Annotated in this window: 13 protein-coding genes; 9 read left to right on the forward strand and 4 right to left on the reverse strand. The window is 72.2% G+C overall.

The window, feature by feature from the left end; genetic code table 11:
* Positions 1 to 143 precede the first annotated feature (143 nt).
* From OHA84_RS29540 to OHA84_RS29565, 6 genes are all read left to right on the forward strand, one after another.
* Positions 144 to 1,418: a hypothetical protein gene (locus OHA84_RS29540; RefSeq protein ID WP_266952125.1), complete on the forward strand. Its 1,275-nt coding sequence runs from the start codon at positions 144 to 146 to the stop codon at positions 1,416 to 1,418.
* 35 nt (positions 1,419 to 1,453) lie between these two features.
* Entirely contained in the window at positions 1,454 to 2,863 is a 1,410-nt protein-coding gene (locus OHA84_RS29545; RefSeq protein WP_053682442.1) for an NADH-quinone oxidoreductase subunit NuoF family protein, read from the forward strand.
* Positions 2,864 to 3,008: 145 nt separating this feature from the next.
* Entirely contained in the window at positions 3,009 to 4,085 is a 1,077-nt protein-coding gene (locus tag OHA84_RS29550) for an SCO0930 family lipoprotein (protein ID WP_266968957.1), read from the forward strand.
* 71 nt (positions 4,086 to 4,156) lie between these two features.
* Complete coding sequence (locus OHA84_RS29555) at positions 4,157 to 4,756, forward strand: hypothetical protein (protein ID WP_266968955.1); 600 nt, start codon at positions 4,157 to 4,159, stop codon at positions 4,754 to 4,756.
* A gap of 260 nt (positions 4,757 to 5,016) precedes the next feature.
* Positions 5,017 to 5,805 (forward strand): metallophosphoesterase, encoded by a 789-nt coding sequence (locus OHA84_RS29560; RefSeq protein ID WP_266968953.1) that lies wholly within the window; start codon positions 5,017 to 5,019, stop codon positions 5,803 to 5,805.
* Complete coding sequence (locus tag OHA84_RS29565) at positions 5,802 to 6,434, forward strand: uridine kinase (protein WP_266968951.1); 633 nt, start codon at positions 5,802 to 5,804, stop codon at positions 6,432 to 6,434. The genes OHA84_RS29560 and OHA84_RS29565 overlap by 4 nt, the downstream gene beginning before the upstream one ends.
* Before the next feature lie 88 nt (positions 6,435 to 6,522).
* On the opposite strand, the gene OHA84_RS29570 is transcribed toward OHA84_RS29565, so the two are convergent.
* Positions 6,523 to 7,173 carry a ScbR family autoregulator-binding transcription factor gene (locus OHA84_RS29570; RefSeq protein ID WP_053682414.1) on the reverse strand — a complete coding sequence of 217 codons (651 nt, stop codon included), beginning with the start codon at positions 7,171 to 7,173 and terminating at the stop codon, positions 6,523 to 6,525.
* A 324-nt stretch (positions 7,174 to 7,497) separates the two neighbouring features.
* On the opposite strand from OHA84_RS29570, the gene OHA84_RS29575 reads away from it, so the two are divergent.
* A complete protein-coding gene (locus tag OHA84_RS29575; protein WP_266968949.1) occupies positions 7,498 to 8,295 on the forward strand; it encodes a maleylpyruvate isomerase family mycothiol-dependent enzyme in 798 nt (265 codons plus the stop codon).
* A 179-nt stretch (positions 8,296 to 8,474) separates the two neighbouring features.
* On the opposite strand, the gene OHA84_RS29580 is transcribed toward OHA84_RS29575, so the two are convergent.
* Positions 8,475 to 9,395, reverse strand: a complete 921-nt coding sequence (locus OHA84_RS29580; RefSeq protein WP_266968947.1) for a LysR family transcriptional regulator — start codon at positions 9,393 to 9,395, stop codon at positions 8,475 to 8,477.
* A gap of 160 nt (positions 9,396 to 9,555) precedes the next feature.
* Between OHA84_RS29580 and OHA84_RS29585 the strand changes: the two genes are divergently transcribed.
* Positions 9,556 to 9,933 carry a nuclear transport factor 2 family protein gene (locus OHA84_RS29585; RefSeq protein WP_053682417.1) on the forward strand — a complete coding sequence of 126 codons (378 nt, stop codon included), beginning with the start codon at positions 9,556 to 9,558 and terminating at the stop codon, positions 9,931 to 9,933.
* A gap of 56 nt (positions 9,934 to 9,989) precedes the next feature.
* On the opposite strand, the gene OHA84_RS29590 is transcribed toward OHA84_RS29585, so the two are convergent.
* Together OHA84_RS29590 and OHA84_RS29595 are read right to left on the reverse strand one after the other, a co-directional pair.
* A complete protein-coding gene (locus OHA84_RS29590; RefSeq protein WP_053682418.1) occupies positions 9,990 to 10,421 on the reverse strand; it encodes an SMI1/KNR4 family protein in 432 nt (143 codons plus the stop codon).
* Positions 10,422 to 10,494: 73 nt separating this feature from the next.
* On the reverse strand, positions 10,495 to 12,171 hold the full coding sequence (locus OHA84_RS29595; RefSeq protein WP_266968944.1) for an RNA polymerase sigma factor RpoD/SigA: 1,677 nt from the start codon (positions 12,169 to 12,171) through the stop codon (positions 10,495 to 10,497).
* A 206-nt stretch (positions 12,172 to 12,377) separates the two neighbouring features.
* Here OHA84_RS29595 and OHA84_RS29600 point away from each other — a divergent pair, with 206 nt between their 5' ends.
* Complete coding sequence (locus tag OHA84_RS29600) at positions 12,378 to 15,422, forward strand: hypothetical protein (RefSeq protein ID WP_266968942.1); 3,045 nt, start codon at positions 12,378 to 12,380, stop codon at positions 15,420 to 15,422.
* Positions 15,423 to 15,526: the final 104 nt, after the last annotated feature.

Raw genomic sequence — 15,526 nt, forward strand, 5'->3', positions numbered from 1 at the left:
GTCCACGATGCTTCTGCACTCCGGCCCCCGCTCCCGGCCGGCGAGGCACCATCTCCCGCCTGCCGCGGAGCAGTTCCGACGACAGTCCCCGGGCGCCGAGCGCGAGGTGGAGTGCTCGGAGCCCGGGCGTATGGGAGAACTACATGCCCTTGTCCACGCCTCGTACGCCGAGCTCACACCGGGCACGCAGCACCAGACGGCACGCCGGCATGGTCGCCGCCGCGGCCGCCGGGAAGCGTGCCCTACGGCGACCGCCCCTGCTGTCCGCCGCAGGCGGCCCGCACCCCGGTGCCATCACCCTCGCGGCGCTGGCGGCCCTGGCCGCCATCGTCGTGATGGTGCAGGCCGGTGCCCTGAACGACTTCTGGAACTTCCTGGACTTCGGTGCGGGCGTGCTCTCGCTCGTCTCGCTGAGTTCCACCGTGCTGTGGGGCCTTGCGGCCACCGACCGGACACTGTTCTCGTCCGGGCACCGGCTCGTCGCCCAGGGCGTGCACCGCGGCCTCGCCGTGGCGGGACTCGGCTTCCTCGGCCTGCACATCTGGGTCAAGATCGCCAAGTCGCAGACGGTGGCCGCCTCCGCGGTCGTCCCCTTCGCGGACCCGGTCCAGCCCCTGCGCGTCGGGCTCGGCACCCTCGCCGGATACCTCTTCATCGCCGTGGCGGTCTCCGGCGCGGTCCGCAGCGCCTTCGCGACCAAGGGCCGCTCCATCTGGTGGCGGGCCCTGCACATGGGCGCGTACCCGGCGTGGGGAGCCTCACTGGTGCACGGACTCAAAGCCGGCCGCCCCGCGAGCGGCTGGGTGACCGTGGCGTACGGCCTGTGCCTGCTCGGCGTCGCCGCCGTACTCGTCATCAGGCTCCGTCGGCGACTGCGCTCCCTCCCCGCCCGGCCGCCGGGCGGAACTCCCCCGAGCCCCAAAGGCGCCAAAGGCCCCAAAGCCCCCGAGCAGGCGCCGCCGCGGAACCCGCGGCCCTTCGTGAGCCGCCCCGCGGAGTGGGCCGCGTCCCGACTGACCGCCCGCCTGGCCCGACAGTCGGACGAACTCCCGGAGTCCGAGGCCCGTCCCGACTGGGACCAGGAACCCGCACCGCGCGGCGCCGAACCGGCGCCCGCGCAGCCGTATGCGCCGCCGTACGCCCAGCAGCCGTCCTACCCCCCGCCGTACGCCGAGCCGTACGCCGAGTCGTACGGCCGGCGCTCGTACGCCGGCCAGGGAGCCGTCCCACGCACGGGCCCGGTGCCGGACACCCTCCTGATCCAGCGAGGGATGGCCGGCCCGGTGACGGCGGCCCGGCCGGAATCCCCACCCGAGCCCGAGTATCCGCAGTACGGAACCGTGTTCATCCCCACTCAGGCGCAAGTCACCACCGAGAGGCCCGGCGGGCCCTTCGACGGTAGCCGGGGGCGGCAGTGACCGATCTGCCGCGCCCGGCACTCGGCTGTGTGGGCATGCCCAGACTGCTGGCGGGACTCGACGTCATGGCGCGGCTCGATCGCGCCGCCCACCTCTCCGTCCACGGAGACCTGCCCCGATACGGGCTCGACGACCTCGTGCAGCTCGCCGAGGGCATCGACCTGCGGGGCCGCGGCGGGGCGGGGTTCCCGTTCTCCCGCAAGCTCCGCGCCGTCGCCCGGTCCGCCCGCGCGGGCGACGGGCGCTGCGCCGTCGTCGTCAACGCCAGTGAGGGCGAGCCGAGTTGTCTCAAGGACACCGCGGTGCTGCTGCACGTGCCGCACCTGGTGCTGGACGGGGCCCTGCTGGCCGCCGGCGCGCTCGGCGCGGAGGAGGTGGTCATCGGAGTGACGCGCGACGACGTCGAGCAGTCCTTGCGCGAGGCCGTCGCCGAACGGGGCCCGGCCGGTCGGCGGGTGCGCGTGTCCCGACTGCCCGAGCGCTTCGTCACGGGCGAGGGCACCTCCCTCATCAACGGCATCGACGGCGGCCCCGCACTGCCCAACGGGCAGAAGGTACGGACCAGTGAACGCGGGTTGAGCGGCATGCCCACCCTGCTGTCCAACACCGAGACGTACGCCCAGATCGCCGTCGCCGCCCGACTGGGCGTCGACGACTACCGCTCGGTCGGCACCGAGAAGGAGCCGGGCACCGTCATGCTCACCGTCGCCGGCGCCACCGCCGTCGAGGTCCCGCTCGGCACCTCGCTCGCGTACGTCCTGGAACTGTGCGGCACCGCCCCCGGCCAGGGTGTCCTGATCGGCGGCTACCACGGCCGATGGCTCCCGCCGGCGTCGGCGCGCCTGGCCGCCCTCTCCCGAGAGTCCCTGACCTCGTACGACGGGGTGCTCGGGGCCGGCGCGGTCCTTCCGCTGCCCGAGGACACCTGCCCCGCCGGCGAAGTGGCCCGGGTGACGCGCTGGATGGCCGGCGAGTCCGCGGGCCAGTGCGGCCCCTGCGCCAGAGGCCTGCCGTCGCTGGCCGACGCCGTGGACGCCCTCGTGGCCGGCGGAGGCGGGGCCGCCCTCGACGCCGTACAGGCCCGGATGCGCGGCGTACGCCGCCGCGGCGCTTGCAGCCACCCCGACGGAACCGCCGGATTCGTCGCCTCCGCGCTCGCGGTCTTCCCCGACGAGTTCCGGGACCACGCGCTCGGCAGCGGCTGCGGTCGCCGCGTCCTCGGGGCGTTGCCCCTGCCCGAGGACGAGAGCCCCGAACGCCTCGTCGTGGACTGGACGCTGTGCAGGGGCCACGGCCTCTGCGTGGACCTGCTGCCCGACGTCGTGCGCCTGGACGAGGACGGGTTCCCCGCGATGGCGGTGATGCCGGTGCCCTCACGGCTGCGCCCGAAGGCGCTCCGCGCCGTACGCCGCTGCCCCGCGCTCGCCCTCCGCATTCAGGAATGAGCAGGCGGTAGACAACCGCCCGGAAATCGAGTTCAACGTTTGGCGCGATCTGACAAAATCCTTTGATTCTGAATTCAGTTGGCCCCACAGGCCTTATGAATAAGCCTGTAAGCGAAAACGCCGGGCTGGACCCGAAGGAGTGATCGTGAACAACAGGCATCGTGGGACGGCAGCCGCCGGATCGGTGATGGCGGTACTGATGCTGGCGGCGGGCTGCAGCGGCGGGGATTCCGACCGCGCGGTGGATTCCGTACAGCCGGCGGGCGCCGGTCAGGCCATCGGCAAGGGATATGACTCGGGAGCCGGATCGGGATCGGGAGCCGGATACGGAGCGCCCGGAACGGGCGCGAATCCGGCGGCCGGCGCGGGATCCGGGTACGGCGACGAGCCGGCGGCCGCGGCCAAGGCCGCCCCGGCGGGACAACTGGCCCTGCGGGACATCCCGCAGGTGGGCAAGGTGGTCACCGACAGCGCCGGAGCCACCCTCTACCGCTTCGACAAGGACACGCCCAAGCCCCCCAAATCCAACTGCGAGGGCGGCTGTGCGGCCACCTGGCCCGTGGTGTCGGCCGACGACGCCAAGGCCTCCGCCGGCATCGACCCGAGCATGCTCGGGTCGGTCGAACGGGCCGACGGCACCAAGCAGCTGACCCTCGGCGGCTGGCCCGTGTACCGGTACTCGAAGGAGGGCAAGGCCGGCGAGGCCAAGGGCGAGGGCGTCGGCGGCACCTGGCACGCGCTGGCCGCGGACGGCAAGAAGGCGATCGACAAGAAGGACGCCGAGCCGCCGAAGAAGGATGTCGAGCCCCCCAAGACCGGCGGCAACGGTGGAATGGGGGACATGAATTCCAATGAGAAAATCGAACTCGCGGTGGCCGCCAACGAGAAGCTCGGAAAGATTCTCGTCGATGCCCAGGGCCGTACGCTCTACCGATTCAACAAGGACAGTGCGTGGCCTATGAAAATTGGCTGCCTCGACGCCTGTGTGAACACATGGAAGCCGGCCCCTCCCGTGGACAAGGCCAAGGCCGCCGGAATTCCCGCCGGGCTGATCGGCAAGGTAAAGCGTCCCGACGGGAGCGAGCAGTTGACGATCGACTGCTGGCCGGTCTACCTGTTCACCGGTGACAAGGAGCCCGGCGACACCAACGGACAGGGCAAGCAGGGCCTCTGGTTCGCGGTCAACGACGCCGGCAAGAAGGTCACCACGACCACCGGCTGACCCGATCCGGAGCCGGAACCGGCGTCCGCGCCCCGTCCCCGTGCCCGCCCCGACCCCCCTGTGAGGGAGACGTGTCAGCTTCACCCCGGATCACCGCCCGCCACCTGGTGCCCTGTGTCGCCGTGCTGATCGCCTCGATGATGTGTGGCGGCTGCGCGGGACAAGGGAAGGCGCGGGCAGGCACCGACGCCCACCCGGCCGGCGCCGCCACCGCGGCCGAGTCGTCCACCCCGGCCGCCCCCGCACCCTCGGCGACCCCGGCCACGCCGGCCCCGTCGTCCACCGCCCGCCCCGCCTCCCTCGACCAGATCGCCGCCGCCCTCGACTGCCGACCCGAGATCACCGTCGACGCGGAGGAACTGAAGGAAGGAGCGTGCGGGACGGGCAAGGAGGGATTCCGGATGGCCACCTTCGCCGCGGACCAGGGTCAGCGGGCGTGGCTCGACGAATCCCGGGTGTACGGAGGCGTGTACCTGGTCGGAGAACGTTGGGTCGTGACCGCGGCCTCCGCCGAGGCCCTGGCACCCCTCCGGGAACGCCTCGGCGGCACCGTCGAGACCGGCTCCGGTCACGGCGCCTCGCACGGCACGGAGCACGACGCCTCACAGGGCCCCTCGCAGGGCGCGGAACACCCCCCGGGCCACGAGGCCATGAGCGGCGCGGGTTCCTGAGGCCCCGCCTTCCCGGGCGACCGCCGGGATCCGTCGCCCCCAGGGGGGCCGGAACCCGGCGGCCGCTCCGCCGAGCGGGGCCGGACGCGTCCCGCGAGGCCCCGGCCGACCTCCCCGGATCGTGCCGGGCCCGCGGCGCTCCGTCCCGCCGCACGGGTTCACGATGCGCCGACCGCTTCTCCCGCGACTCCTGTTGATCTATCGTCGGGAGCGATCGGCGGGATCGGCGTCACACGCACGTGAACTCGGGGAGGACGGCCATGGCCGACGACATCGGTACCCGCGTCGCCGTCCTCTCGGACATCCACGGAGTCCTGCCCGCCCTGGAAGCGGTCCTCGCCGAACCGGACGTGCGGGCCGCGGACCTCGTCGTACTCACCGGGGACATCGCGGCGGGGCCACAACCCACCCGGGTGCTCGACCTCCTCGGCGGCCTCGGCGAACGCGTCGCCCGGGTCGGCGGCAACGCCGACCGGGAACTCCTCGAATACCGTCGCGGCGACCGCGACGCCCTCCGCGACCCCGTCGCGCAATGGGCCGCGGAGCAACTGGGGCCGGACCACCTCGATCTGCTCGCCCGCCTCCCGCGCACCCTCTCCCTCTCCCTGCGCGGCCTGGGGAACACCCTGTTCTGCCACGCCACCCCGCGGGACGACGAGGAGGTGGTGCTGGTCGACTCCTCGCCCGACCGTTGGCGCGAGGTGTTCACCGGCCTCGACCCCACCGTTCGCACCGTGGTCTGCGGACACACCCACATGCCTTTCGTCCGCCTCGCCCACGGCCGGCTCGTCGTCAACCCGGGCAGCGTCGGAATGCCCTACGGGCGCTCGGGCGCCCATTGGGCGCTGCTCGGACCCGGAGTCGAACTGCGCACCACCCACTTCGACATCGAGTCCGCCATCGCCGGCATCACCCGGGACTCCGGCTACCCCGAAGCCGCCGACTGGGCCGACTACTTCCTCCACGTCCGCGCGACCGACACCGAAGCCCTCGACGCGTTCGCCCCCCGAGACGGCCGATCCCCCGACCAGCAGCAGGAGGCACCGTGAGCGAGCACATCTGCGACATCGACGCACTGGCCGAGGACGCCACCCGGGCCGCCGCCCTGCGGGACCGGCCGATCCTGCTGGGCATCGACGGACCGGGTGCGTCCGGCAAGAGCACGCTCGCCGCCCTGTTGGCCGAGCGGCTGGAGACCGCGGCCGTCATCCACGTCGACGACTTCCACCTCCCCTCCGCGGAGCGCCCCCGCGACTCCGGCGCCATCGCCGCCGACGTCGACCTCGCCCGACTCGAAACGCAGGTGCTGCGACCGGCGGCCACCGGGGGCACCGTCCGGTACCGACGCTACGACTGGGACCTGGACCGCCTCGCGGAGTGGATCGAACTCCCGCCCGGCACACCGCTGATCGTGGAGGGCGTCCACGCGCTCCACCTGCGGCTGCGCCACGTGTACACCTACCGGGTGTTCTGCGACGCCCGCCGCGAGGTGCGGCTGAGCCGTGGCCTGGCACGGGACGGGGAGTCGGCGCGCCACCTGTGGGAGGACGACTGGATGCCGGCAGAGGACCGCTACCTGGCCACCCACCGACCGCACCTGCGGGCCGATGTCGTGCTGAACAGTTCGGTCCACACGAAGGGGGTCGGTGCCCCCGCGTACGCGGTGGTGGCCCACTGACCTCCGGCGCACCCCACGGGCCGGCCCACTTCACGGCCCGGCGGCACGCGGGCCGGCCGGATCAGGCGGATCGGGCGAATCGGCCGGATCAGGCGGATCGGGCCGGCTGCACCGGAGCGGCCGTGCCGAGGAGGCGTTCGGCGCGGTACGGGGACGTGTCCAGCTCCGCGAGCACCCCGGGCGCGGCGATGCCGGGCAGGAGCAGATCGAAGAGGTTGGAGATCTCCCTGGACAGATCGGCGCCCGGGATCTCCTCGGTGATCAGCAGCACCCCGGTCCAGGCCCCGACGAGCAGCCGCGAGATCTCGCACGGTACGGCGTGTGCCAGCAACTCGCCGCGCGCCCGGGCCTCTTCGAGCAGTTCCTCGCCCACCGTGATCCAGTCGGGCCACCGCGTTCCGAACAGGCCGCGGGCCTTGACGTCCACCGACAGCCGCACCGAGGCGCTCAGCACGGGCTCCTTGGGCAGCCGATGCGCCAGGAGCAACCCCAGGTCCACCCACTCCTGGAGCTTGTGGGTCTGCGGGGTCAACCCCTCCCGGGTCACGGCCTCGTCGAGGACCGCCCGCGCCAGTTCCTCCTTCGAGGTGAAATGGAAGTAGAGCCCGCCGCGGGTGAGCGGAATGCGATCGATGAGGCCGCCGATCGTCGTCGCGTCGTATCCGAGTTCGTTGAACATCTCGGCCGCGGCCTCGACGATGATCCTGCGCGTCTGGATCGCGCGCTCCTGCCTGGCCACTTCACGCCTCCTGTGTGCACGGCTCGTCGGCGTCCGCGGGGCCTCACCCGTCACCCGCGGGGAAACCGACCGAGTGTCCGGTACAGTACCAGCGCGCCGAGCACCCCTCGGACCTCCCGTTGTCCCCAACAAGACTGCGGCGCACTGCTGTTGGATCGGTCGAGTGCGGCCACAGATGAACATCCGTGAGGACGACCGTGGGTGACGCACGGTCGGCGGCGGTGAGGTCCTCCATCAGTTCTCCGTGGTGGTGAGGGCCCGCCCGCGATGGCGGCTGTAAAAAATCACTGTCCGATTGTCGGAACACATTGATAGAGATTCGGGGTGACAAAGACACTCGAGTTCCCCGTTCTGCTGCGACTGATCGACGAACGATCGACCGCCTTCCGCGCCGCGGTCGCCTCCGCGTCCAGCCTCGACGTACAGGTGCCGACCTGCCCCGAGTGGACGCTGTTCGATCTGGCGCAGCACATCGGTGAGGGGCGCCGCGACTGGGCCGCCACCGTCGCCGCTGGTCCTGCTCCGGCCAAGTCCGCAGCGGAGGGCGCCCCGGCCGCGCCTCGGGAGCGCGAGGCCCTGCTGGCCTGGTTGGCGGAGTCCACGGAGCAACTGGTGGACGCGTTGCGGAAGGCCGGCCCGGATCGCGGTTGCTGGTCGTGGTGGGAGACGTTGCAGTCGCCGCACACCTCCGGTGCCGTGGCTCGGCACCAGCTCCAGCAGATGGCGGTGCACACGTACGACGCCCAGATCACCGTGGGTGCCCCGCAGCCGCTGCCGACCGAGGTGGCGCTCGACGGTGTCGACGAGTTCCTGTCCACCTGCGTCGCGACGACAAGTCCCTGGCCGCACAAGCCCGCTGCCATCGACTTCCACGCCTCCGAGGGCCGCTCCTGGCGCCTCTCGCTCTCCGCCGACGGCGCACGGACCACCCGCCTCCCCGGGCCCGGCACCGTACCGGCCGCCGCTGCCGGCCAGGAGCCGGACGCGGCCGACGTTTCCGCCCGGGGCACGGCCAACGAGCTGGTCCTCATCCTGCACAACCGTATCCCGTTCAACTCCGTCGAGCTCGACGGCGACCGAGGCCTCTTCGACCAACTCAGCGCCTGGGACCCGAATGAGTAGGACGTGACGATGCGCCCCCTCGTACGCCCCGAGGCATGTCTCCCGCCAACGGCCACAACCATGCCGTGGTGGCCTCGGGGCCGCGGGGGGAGCAGACCGTCGCGGCTGCGGGCCTGGCGGCCGTCAGGATCTCGAACAGGTCCAGGGCGTCGTCGATCGACTTGGCCTCCCGGCGGCGATCACCGGACGGTGTCGCCGCCGGGTGGTTCCCGGCCGGCGTCGGACCGGAGGAACGCGCGGCGGGTGTGAGCGAGCAGTTCGCGGGTCGCGGGGCCGTGCGGGGTCTTCCAGGCCAGCGAGAGCAGGGCGGGCGATGTGACGTCGTCGATCGTGCGGGCGGTGAGCCGGTCGGCGTGGCCGGCGGCCATCGACTCGCTGAGGATGGCGACGCCGAGGCCGCGGACGGCGAGGTCGACGATGGCGTCGGCGGCCCCGGCCTGCAACGCGATCCCGATCCGGACGTCCCGCGCGGCGCACGCCTGGTCGAACACCGTGCGCAGGCCCGTGCCCCGGGGCATGCACACGATCGGATGAGCACCCAGGTCGCGCAAGGTGACCCGGTCCCGCCGGGCCAGGGGGTGATCGAAGGGCACGGCCGCCACGAGCCGCTCGCTGATGATGGTGAAGGTGTCCAGCCCGTCGTGGGTGGCGGTGGACGACCCGACGAGAGCCATGTCGAGAGTGCCGTCGCGCACCCCGTCGATCAGCCGGTCGGAGTTCTCCTCCCGCAGGGAGATCTCCACCCCGGGATGCGCCCGGTGGAACGCGGCGAGCGCGTCGAACAGGGGTGTGACGGTGCAGCCGATGACCATCCCGACGGTGAGCCGGCCCCGGATCAGCTCGGTCACCTCGCCCACCGCCTGGCTGACGGCCGCCGCGGCGGACAGCGCGGCCCGGGCGTGATCGAGAGCGGCCCTGCCCGCGTCCGTGAGGGTGGTCGTGCGGGCCGACCGGTCGAACAGTTCGGCGCCGAGCTCGCGCTCCAGCCGGCGGATCTGCGCGCTGACGCCCGACTGGCTGATGTGCACCCGCTCGGCCGCCCGGGTGAAGTTCCGCTCATCGGCGACCGCGACGAAGTATTCCAACTGCCTCAGGTCCATGACTGTCAATTCTAGCTCTCAGCAGAACCAGCTGTTGGACTACTGGATCGGCATCGACCAGGCTGGAAGGTGTCGAGGTTCGACACCGAGCGCTTGACCGTCGAGCGCCCCAGTCGAGCACCCCCGTCGAGCGCATCAGGCATCGAGGAGTGAGGACGTCATGTCGAAGCACACGCCGGAGTACGAGAAGGCCATGCGCCCCGAGGACATCACCCGTCTGTTCGTCGAACGATCCAACGCCGGTGACGCGGCCGGGGTCGCCGCTCTCTACGAGGAGGACGCGGTGATGGCCTATCCGCCGGGCTCCCGGACCGTGGGCCGGGAGGCGATCCGCGCACTGTGGGAGAAGGTGCTGGCCGGCGGCCCCCGCTTCGAACCGGAGCAGCCGCTGCCGACGCTGATCAGCGCGGACATCGCCCTCACCTCCACCCCGCCGAAGGACGGGGCGGGCGCCCGCGCGCAGGTCGTCCGCCGCCAACCGGACGGCAGCTGGCTCCGCCTCCTGGACCAGCCCGAGTTCGTCCCCCCGACCGGCTGACCCACCCGACCGCCCCCTCGGCCCGACGCGGGGCGCCCGCCCCCCGATCGGGGGCGTCAGCGGTACCAGTCCTCACCGGGGCGGGACAGCGCGCCACGGAGGTACGTCTCCAGACGCGCCGCCACCCAGGTGCGGCTGTCGTTCTCGTGGTCCCAGACGAACACGTCATCGCGCTCGGGGGTGCGCACCGCGGCGAACTGGTCTCCGCCGCCGTTGTCCCCGAAGAACACGAGCGCGTCGAACGGCATGTACAGCATCCGGAAGTCCGCGCTGCCCCGGAACTCCGCGTTGGTCAGGCCGATGTGCTCCGCGCTCCAGACGACATCCGTCCCGTCCGCATCCACGACACCGTCGGACACGAGGAGCAGTTCCCGCAGCGCTCTCGGAAGCGACTGCCCCAACGCGGCTTCCAGATCACGTAGTTCCCGCTCGGAGGCAGGGGCATTCAGCTCGGCGCCCTCGTACCGCTCCACGAACTCACGCCACACGGATCCTCCAGGTTCACGTCGTCCACGCCATCGTCATCCGGCGCCACACCGGGAGGCAGGCGCGGTCCGCGGTTCAGTCGGCCACGTCGTGGACCTTCCGGGGTCGGGCATCGTCGCTTCGGAGGGCCGCCGCGATCGGGCGCCCTTCGAAGAGGACCCGGAACCATTCGTCCTCCAGCAGTACCGTGACGGTCACGCCGCAGTACTGCATGCCCACGTGGATCGTCTGCCGGTTCACCATGATCTGGCCGCCGGTGTGGACCTTCCGGGTCACGTGAAGTCCGTCGGCGAGGTCCGCGGGTGCATCCGCGGAGGCGGTGCTCGACTCGACCACCGGGGGCGGTGGGACGGCGGCCGGAGGAGGAAGGTGCTCCCCGATGCGCCCAAGCAGCTTTGCCACGGCCCTGGATTCGAGCTGGCGCACGCGTTCTCTCGTGACTCCGAGAGTCCGGCCTATGGCGTCGAGGGTCAATTCGACCCCTCCGTCCAGCCCGTGGCGCAGGGTCATCAACCGCCGCTCTCGTTCGCTGAGACAGTCGAGGAGAACACGGACCTCCTCCTGAGACAGGTTCCGGTAGTCGGCTTCGGGTTCGGCCCAGTGCGGCCCGCGGATGCTTCGGTCCGCCTCCGCGTGCAGGGCGTCGTCACCGATCGCCTCGGTCAGCTCCTCGAGCGGGACGGTGTGGCGCAGGTGTGACAGGAGTTCGGCCGCCTTGTCCGGTGATATCCCCGCACGCGCGGCCACCGCGGGGAGGGCGTCGACCGGAGCCTGGTGTCCCAGCTCTCGCGCGGCCTTGTGGAGAGCGACCACCATGTCGTGCGCGTACACCGGAAGTCTGACCGTGCGACTCTGGTCGGCGATGGCCCGCCGGATCGCCTGCTGGATCCACTGCACGGCGTAGGTCGAGAATTTGAAGCCCTTGCGATGGTCGAACATCTCGATCGCGTGAACCATGCCGACGTTGCCCTCCTGGATCAGGTCCATGAGGTCCAGCCCGCGCCCGCTGTATCTGACGGCGATGCTCACCACCAGTCGCAGGTTCGCGTCGGCGAACGCGCCGAACGCCTGCTCGCCGAGCAGGGCGACCTGTTCAAGCTCGCGTCGCGACTTCGGGGAGATCGTCCCGCCGGTGGTGTCCAGCCGCTCGCGCGCCAGAAGTCCCGCCTCGATGGCCCGGGCCAGTTCCACCTCCTGCGGCCGGGAGAGCAGCGGGTACTTGCCGATCACCTTGCGGTAGTACGTCAGCGAGTTGAATACGGGTCGGCCCGCGGTGGAGTCCTCGAAGGCCGATTCGGCGGCGTCGGAGGCGGCCCGCGGCGGGGGCTCCGGCGCCGACGCGGAGGGAGGCCAGTCCGGGTCCAACGATCGTGTCGTCAGCGCGGTCAGGTCCAGCCGGCTGTCCGGACCCAACTCGATGGTGAAGCGAGGGCCTGGCGCCTTCTGGGTGGGTATGCCGGGGAGTCGGGTGGCGGGCGGCGTCTCGTGCGCAGTCCGCCGAGCCGCCGGGCGGTCGGGGTCGGGAGACGCCACAGGCCCGCCGGCCGGCACGCCGAACGCGGCTGCCACGTTGGCCGGAAGCGTGACGCCTTCCCGTGTGACCCGGCTCAACGCCTCGACGAGCACGGCCTTGTCCGTGCCGACCAGCAGTCGCCGCAGCGCCATCAGAGTCAGTACGCGCTCCGGACCCGCTGCCGCCAGCAGGTCCGCGTGCAACGCGGACGGACTTCCGGTCTCGACATCCGTCGTCATGGTCGTGCCCCCCGATGTGCTGAACAGCAGTGCGGAAACCAGCTCGCTCCCATGCAACCACCCGCCACTGACAACGCGTCACATCCGTCGGTCGCGTTCCACCGCGGTCGCGCATTCCCTGTGGTCCCGGCATCAAGGAATGGTAGAAAGGTAAACATCAACCGGTATGTACTGCAAGGAAGTACATACCGGTGGGGGAGGGGAACATGCTGGTGGATCCCGCGCGGTTGCTGGACGACTGCGAACGGGCGTGGCGCGAGGCGGGGGAGCCGACGGCCGTCGGCGAGACGGACCCGGTCGTCCGGCGGATCGCTCTCGTCGTTGAAGCGCTGGTGGCCCACGCGCTGCTCGCCGACCAGTCGGATCTGCCGCCGGACCTCGTGTTCGCACGCTGGCCCGCCTGCACGGTCCACGCCGTCGCACTCGGCGATCAGGGGCATTCGCCCGGTCTCGCACGGTTGCTGTCCGACGCGCGGGAGCGCGTGATCGCGGCTCGTCCCGCACTCGACCGTCCTCGCGGCGTCCCGAGCGCACCGACGCACGACGCACGTTGGATCCAGGCCGCGCAGGAGGCGGCACGCTCACTGGGCTGGACCTGGCACCCGTGGACCGCTGCGGATCCGACGCACACTCCCGCCACTCCCGCGGGCGATCCCGAACCCTGGGCCGCGACAACCGCGCCGGAACTCCGCCTCGGGCTCGACACGGGCAGCGTCCTGCTGACCCTGCCCGGCAACCAGGAGGCGTGCGCCTGGCAACTGGCTGCGGACGGCGAGTCGTTCACCGCGTCCCCGCCCCACTGGGTTCTGCCCGGCCCGGTCCGGCGCATCGAGGCCACCGACCCGGCGGGAGCCGCCCACGTGTCGGTCGTCGTCGACCCACACACCGCCCTGCTCGCTTTCGCCGCCGACGGCCACCTGATTCCCCTGGACGAGCCACTGCCCGCGGCCGATGTCCACCTGCTGCACGTGGGCACCCTGGAATCGGAGGGAACTCGGGTCGCCGCCGTGGAACTGCCCACCCCGTACGGCTGGAGCGGCTGGACCCTGAGCAAGGTCCGCTTATCGGGAGTCAGGCGCCTGCGTACCTCCCAAGCCGCCCCGGAGGGCTGGTTGGACGTGGCCGTCGGACGGTCGCTCGGTTGGGAGGGCGGCGCGACACTCACCTGGCTCACCAGCGAGGACGGAGCGCCGGTGTGGCACCGCCCGCCCGCGCTGCGACTGCGACGCCTGCCGGGCGAGCCCGAGGCGCACCACTGGCAGGTCGAGGTGCGCCGCCCTGGTCACCAGGAGCCCCTGGCCTCCCTCACCGGCACCCCCGGCACCCTGGTGGACCCCTGGCAGAACGTGCCCGGCCCGCTGCTCGGCCCGTACGAACTCCTCGTCCACAGCCCTGGTCGCCGGCGCGGCCGGCGCCGGCTCAACGCCTTCCTCGCCGAGGGCGTCGAGGTCACGCCCTCCGCCGAATGGCGCCTGCTCGCCCCGCACGGCGGACTCGCGCCCGCGCGGCTCGACCTCCGCACCGACCGACCCGTCACCGCCTCCGAGAGCGCCGTCCGGTTGGCCCCGCACGACATCTCCAGAAGGCTCGTACTGAGTGACGGAGCAAGCGCGTACCAGGTCCAAGCCCTCGTCCCGCACTCCGAAGTCCGCCTGGAGCTCGACGGCCGCCCGCTCTCCTGGTCCGTCAGGCCGCTCGACATCGACGCGGTCGACCTGGCACGGGACAGCGCCTTGACCGTACGCCTGCCGGAGCAGGCCGTGGCGGTGACTCCCGAACTGACGCTGGTCGTCGAGGGCGCGACCCTGCACACTCTGCGGCCGGAACGCCGCACCCGGACCCGCAAGGGCGACCTGCGCTATGCCCTCGCCGCGTTGACGGACACCATCCGTGACTGTGGCAAGGCCGAGCTGCGGCTTGCGGTCGCGGGACAGAGCGTCCATGTCGGAACCGTCCGCACGCAGCCCATCGCGGAAGACGTCGTACCGGACGGCACCGGCCTACTGCTGAGGGGACTGCGCCACCCGGGGGAACTGACCGCCCGGCTCCACCCGGTCCTCGCCCCGTGGCAGCAGCCGCTGACCGTTCGGGTCGACGAGAGCGGCCACATCCCGCTGCCCGCCGCCTGGCAGTCGGTCGGCCCGCTCGTCGTGACCCTGCGCGCGGGAACCCGCACGTCCGGCGTCGCACCCGCCTGGCCCCGCCTGCGCGACCGCGACACCCTTGTGCTGCGCCGTCTCCGCCGGCCGTCCGCGGTCACGGACGGCTCTGCCGCGGCCACGACGACGGAGTACCTCGGCGGCCGGGAAACGCTGCCCCGAGGCACCGACGCCATCCCCTACCACTGGATCGTCGCCGCCCGCGGCCGGGACCTGCGGGCGTGCGGGGCGAAGGAGACCGCACAAGCCGAGTGCCTGCACGCCCTGGGGGACGCCGGCCCCGACGCTCTCGTGGGGGCGGCCGACTCCGCTCTGCGCTCCGGCGAGCTCGCCGCCGCCCTGGTGGGCAGCGGCCTGGCCGCCCTGCGGATCCGGGAGGTCACGAACCCGGCCGCCGTACGTCCCGTCTGGCGGCGGGCTCCGCTGTGCGCGCTGCTTCTTACGGCACCGTTGCTGCCGTACCTGTCCGACGACCCGGCGTACGAGGCGGGAGAGCTGTACCCGGATGAGGCGGAACTCCTCAGTGAGGTGGGGCAGTTCCTGGGTGACAGTGGTCCCCGGCTCCTGGCCGGCCACGAGGATCCGAGCCGTACCGTGGGCCGGTTCGACGCTCACGCCCGCGCTCTGGACGAGCTCCCCGAGATTCAGCAACAGGCCGTGTGGCGCACCGCACGTGTCGTGCCGCGCGGCCTCCTGGACACCGACACCCGAGCCGACGCCGCCTGGCGGGCGTTCCGCGACCGGCGCACCCTCCAGTCCTACGCCGTGCGCGAGGAATGCGGCGACTGGCTGGACGCGGTCGCGATCTTCCTCGACGACGGACACCACCTCTTGGCGCGGACGTTCCGCGACCGCGGACCCGGCCCGTTGCACGGCCCCCAGGAGGCCTGGATGCGAGTGCCCCAATTCTCCCTCGGGTGTGCCCTGATCGCACGGCTGGCCGCCGCGGGAGACGCGCGGGCCGCCAAACTGGAGCGGGGACTCAGGCCGTTGTGGACGTCCGTCGCCGCCCACGCGCCCGAGCTCACCGCCGTCGACCTCGCCCTCGCGGAATGCCTGGTCACCGCGGAGGCCGTGCGAGCCATCGGCTGAGCCCGGCCGGAGACAGCCGTCCCGGCCGGCGCGGACCAAGCCGCACCGGCCGGCGGCAGCCGTGCCACACCACCACACCCTTCCCACCCGCCGCAGCCCTGGAG

Source organism: Streptomyces sp. NBC_00513, from assembly GCF_041431415.1.
In the GTDB taxonomy this organism is placed as follows: Bacteria; Actinomycetota; Actinomycetes; order Streptomycetales; family Streptomycetaceae; genus Streptomyces.

Excerpts from the sequence above, each read along its gene's own strand:
- OHA84_RS29595 (WP_266968944.1), bottom strand. The coding sequence starts at position 12,171 with ATGACGACGGATGTCGAGACCGGAAGTCCGTCCGCGTTGCACGCGGAC.
- OHA84_RS29585 (WP_053682417.1), top strand. The coding sequence starts at position 9,556 with ATGTCGAAGCACACGCCGGAGTACGAGAAGGCCATGCGCCCCGAGGAC.
- OHA84_RS29545 (WP_053682442.1), top strand. The coding sequence starts at position 1,454 with ATGCCCAGACTGCTGGCGGGACTCGACGTCATGGCGCGGCTCGATCGC.
- OHA84_RS29560 (WP_266968953.1), top strand. The coding sequence starts at position 5,017 with ATGGCCGACGACATCGGTACCCGCGTCGCCGTCCTCTCGGACATCCAC.
- OHA84_RS29600 (WP_266968942.1), top strand. The coding sequence starts at position 12,378 with ATGCTGGTGGATCCCGCGCGGTTGCTGGACGACTGCGAACGGGCGTGG.
- OHA84_RS29540 (WP_266952125.1), top strand. The coding sequence starts at position 144 with ATGCCCTTGTCCACGCCTCGTACGCCGAGCTCACACCGGGCACGCAGC.
- OHA84_RS29580 (WP_266968947.1), bottom strand. The coding sequence starts at position 9,395 with ATGGACCTGAGGCAGTTGGAATACTTCGTCGCGGTCGCCGATGAGCGG.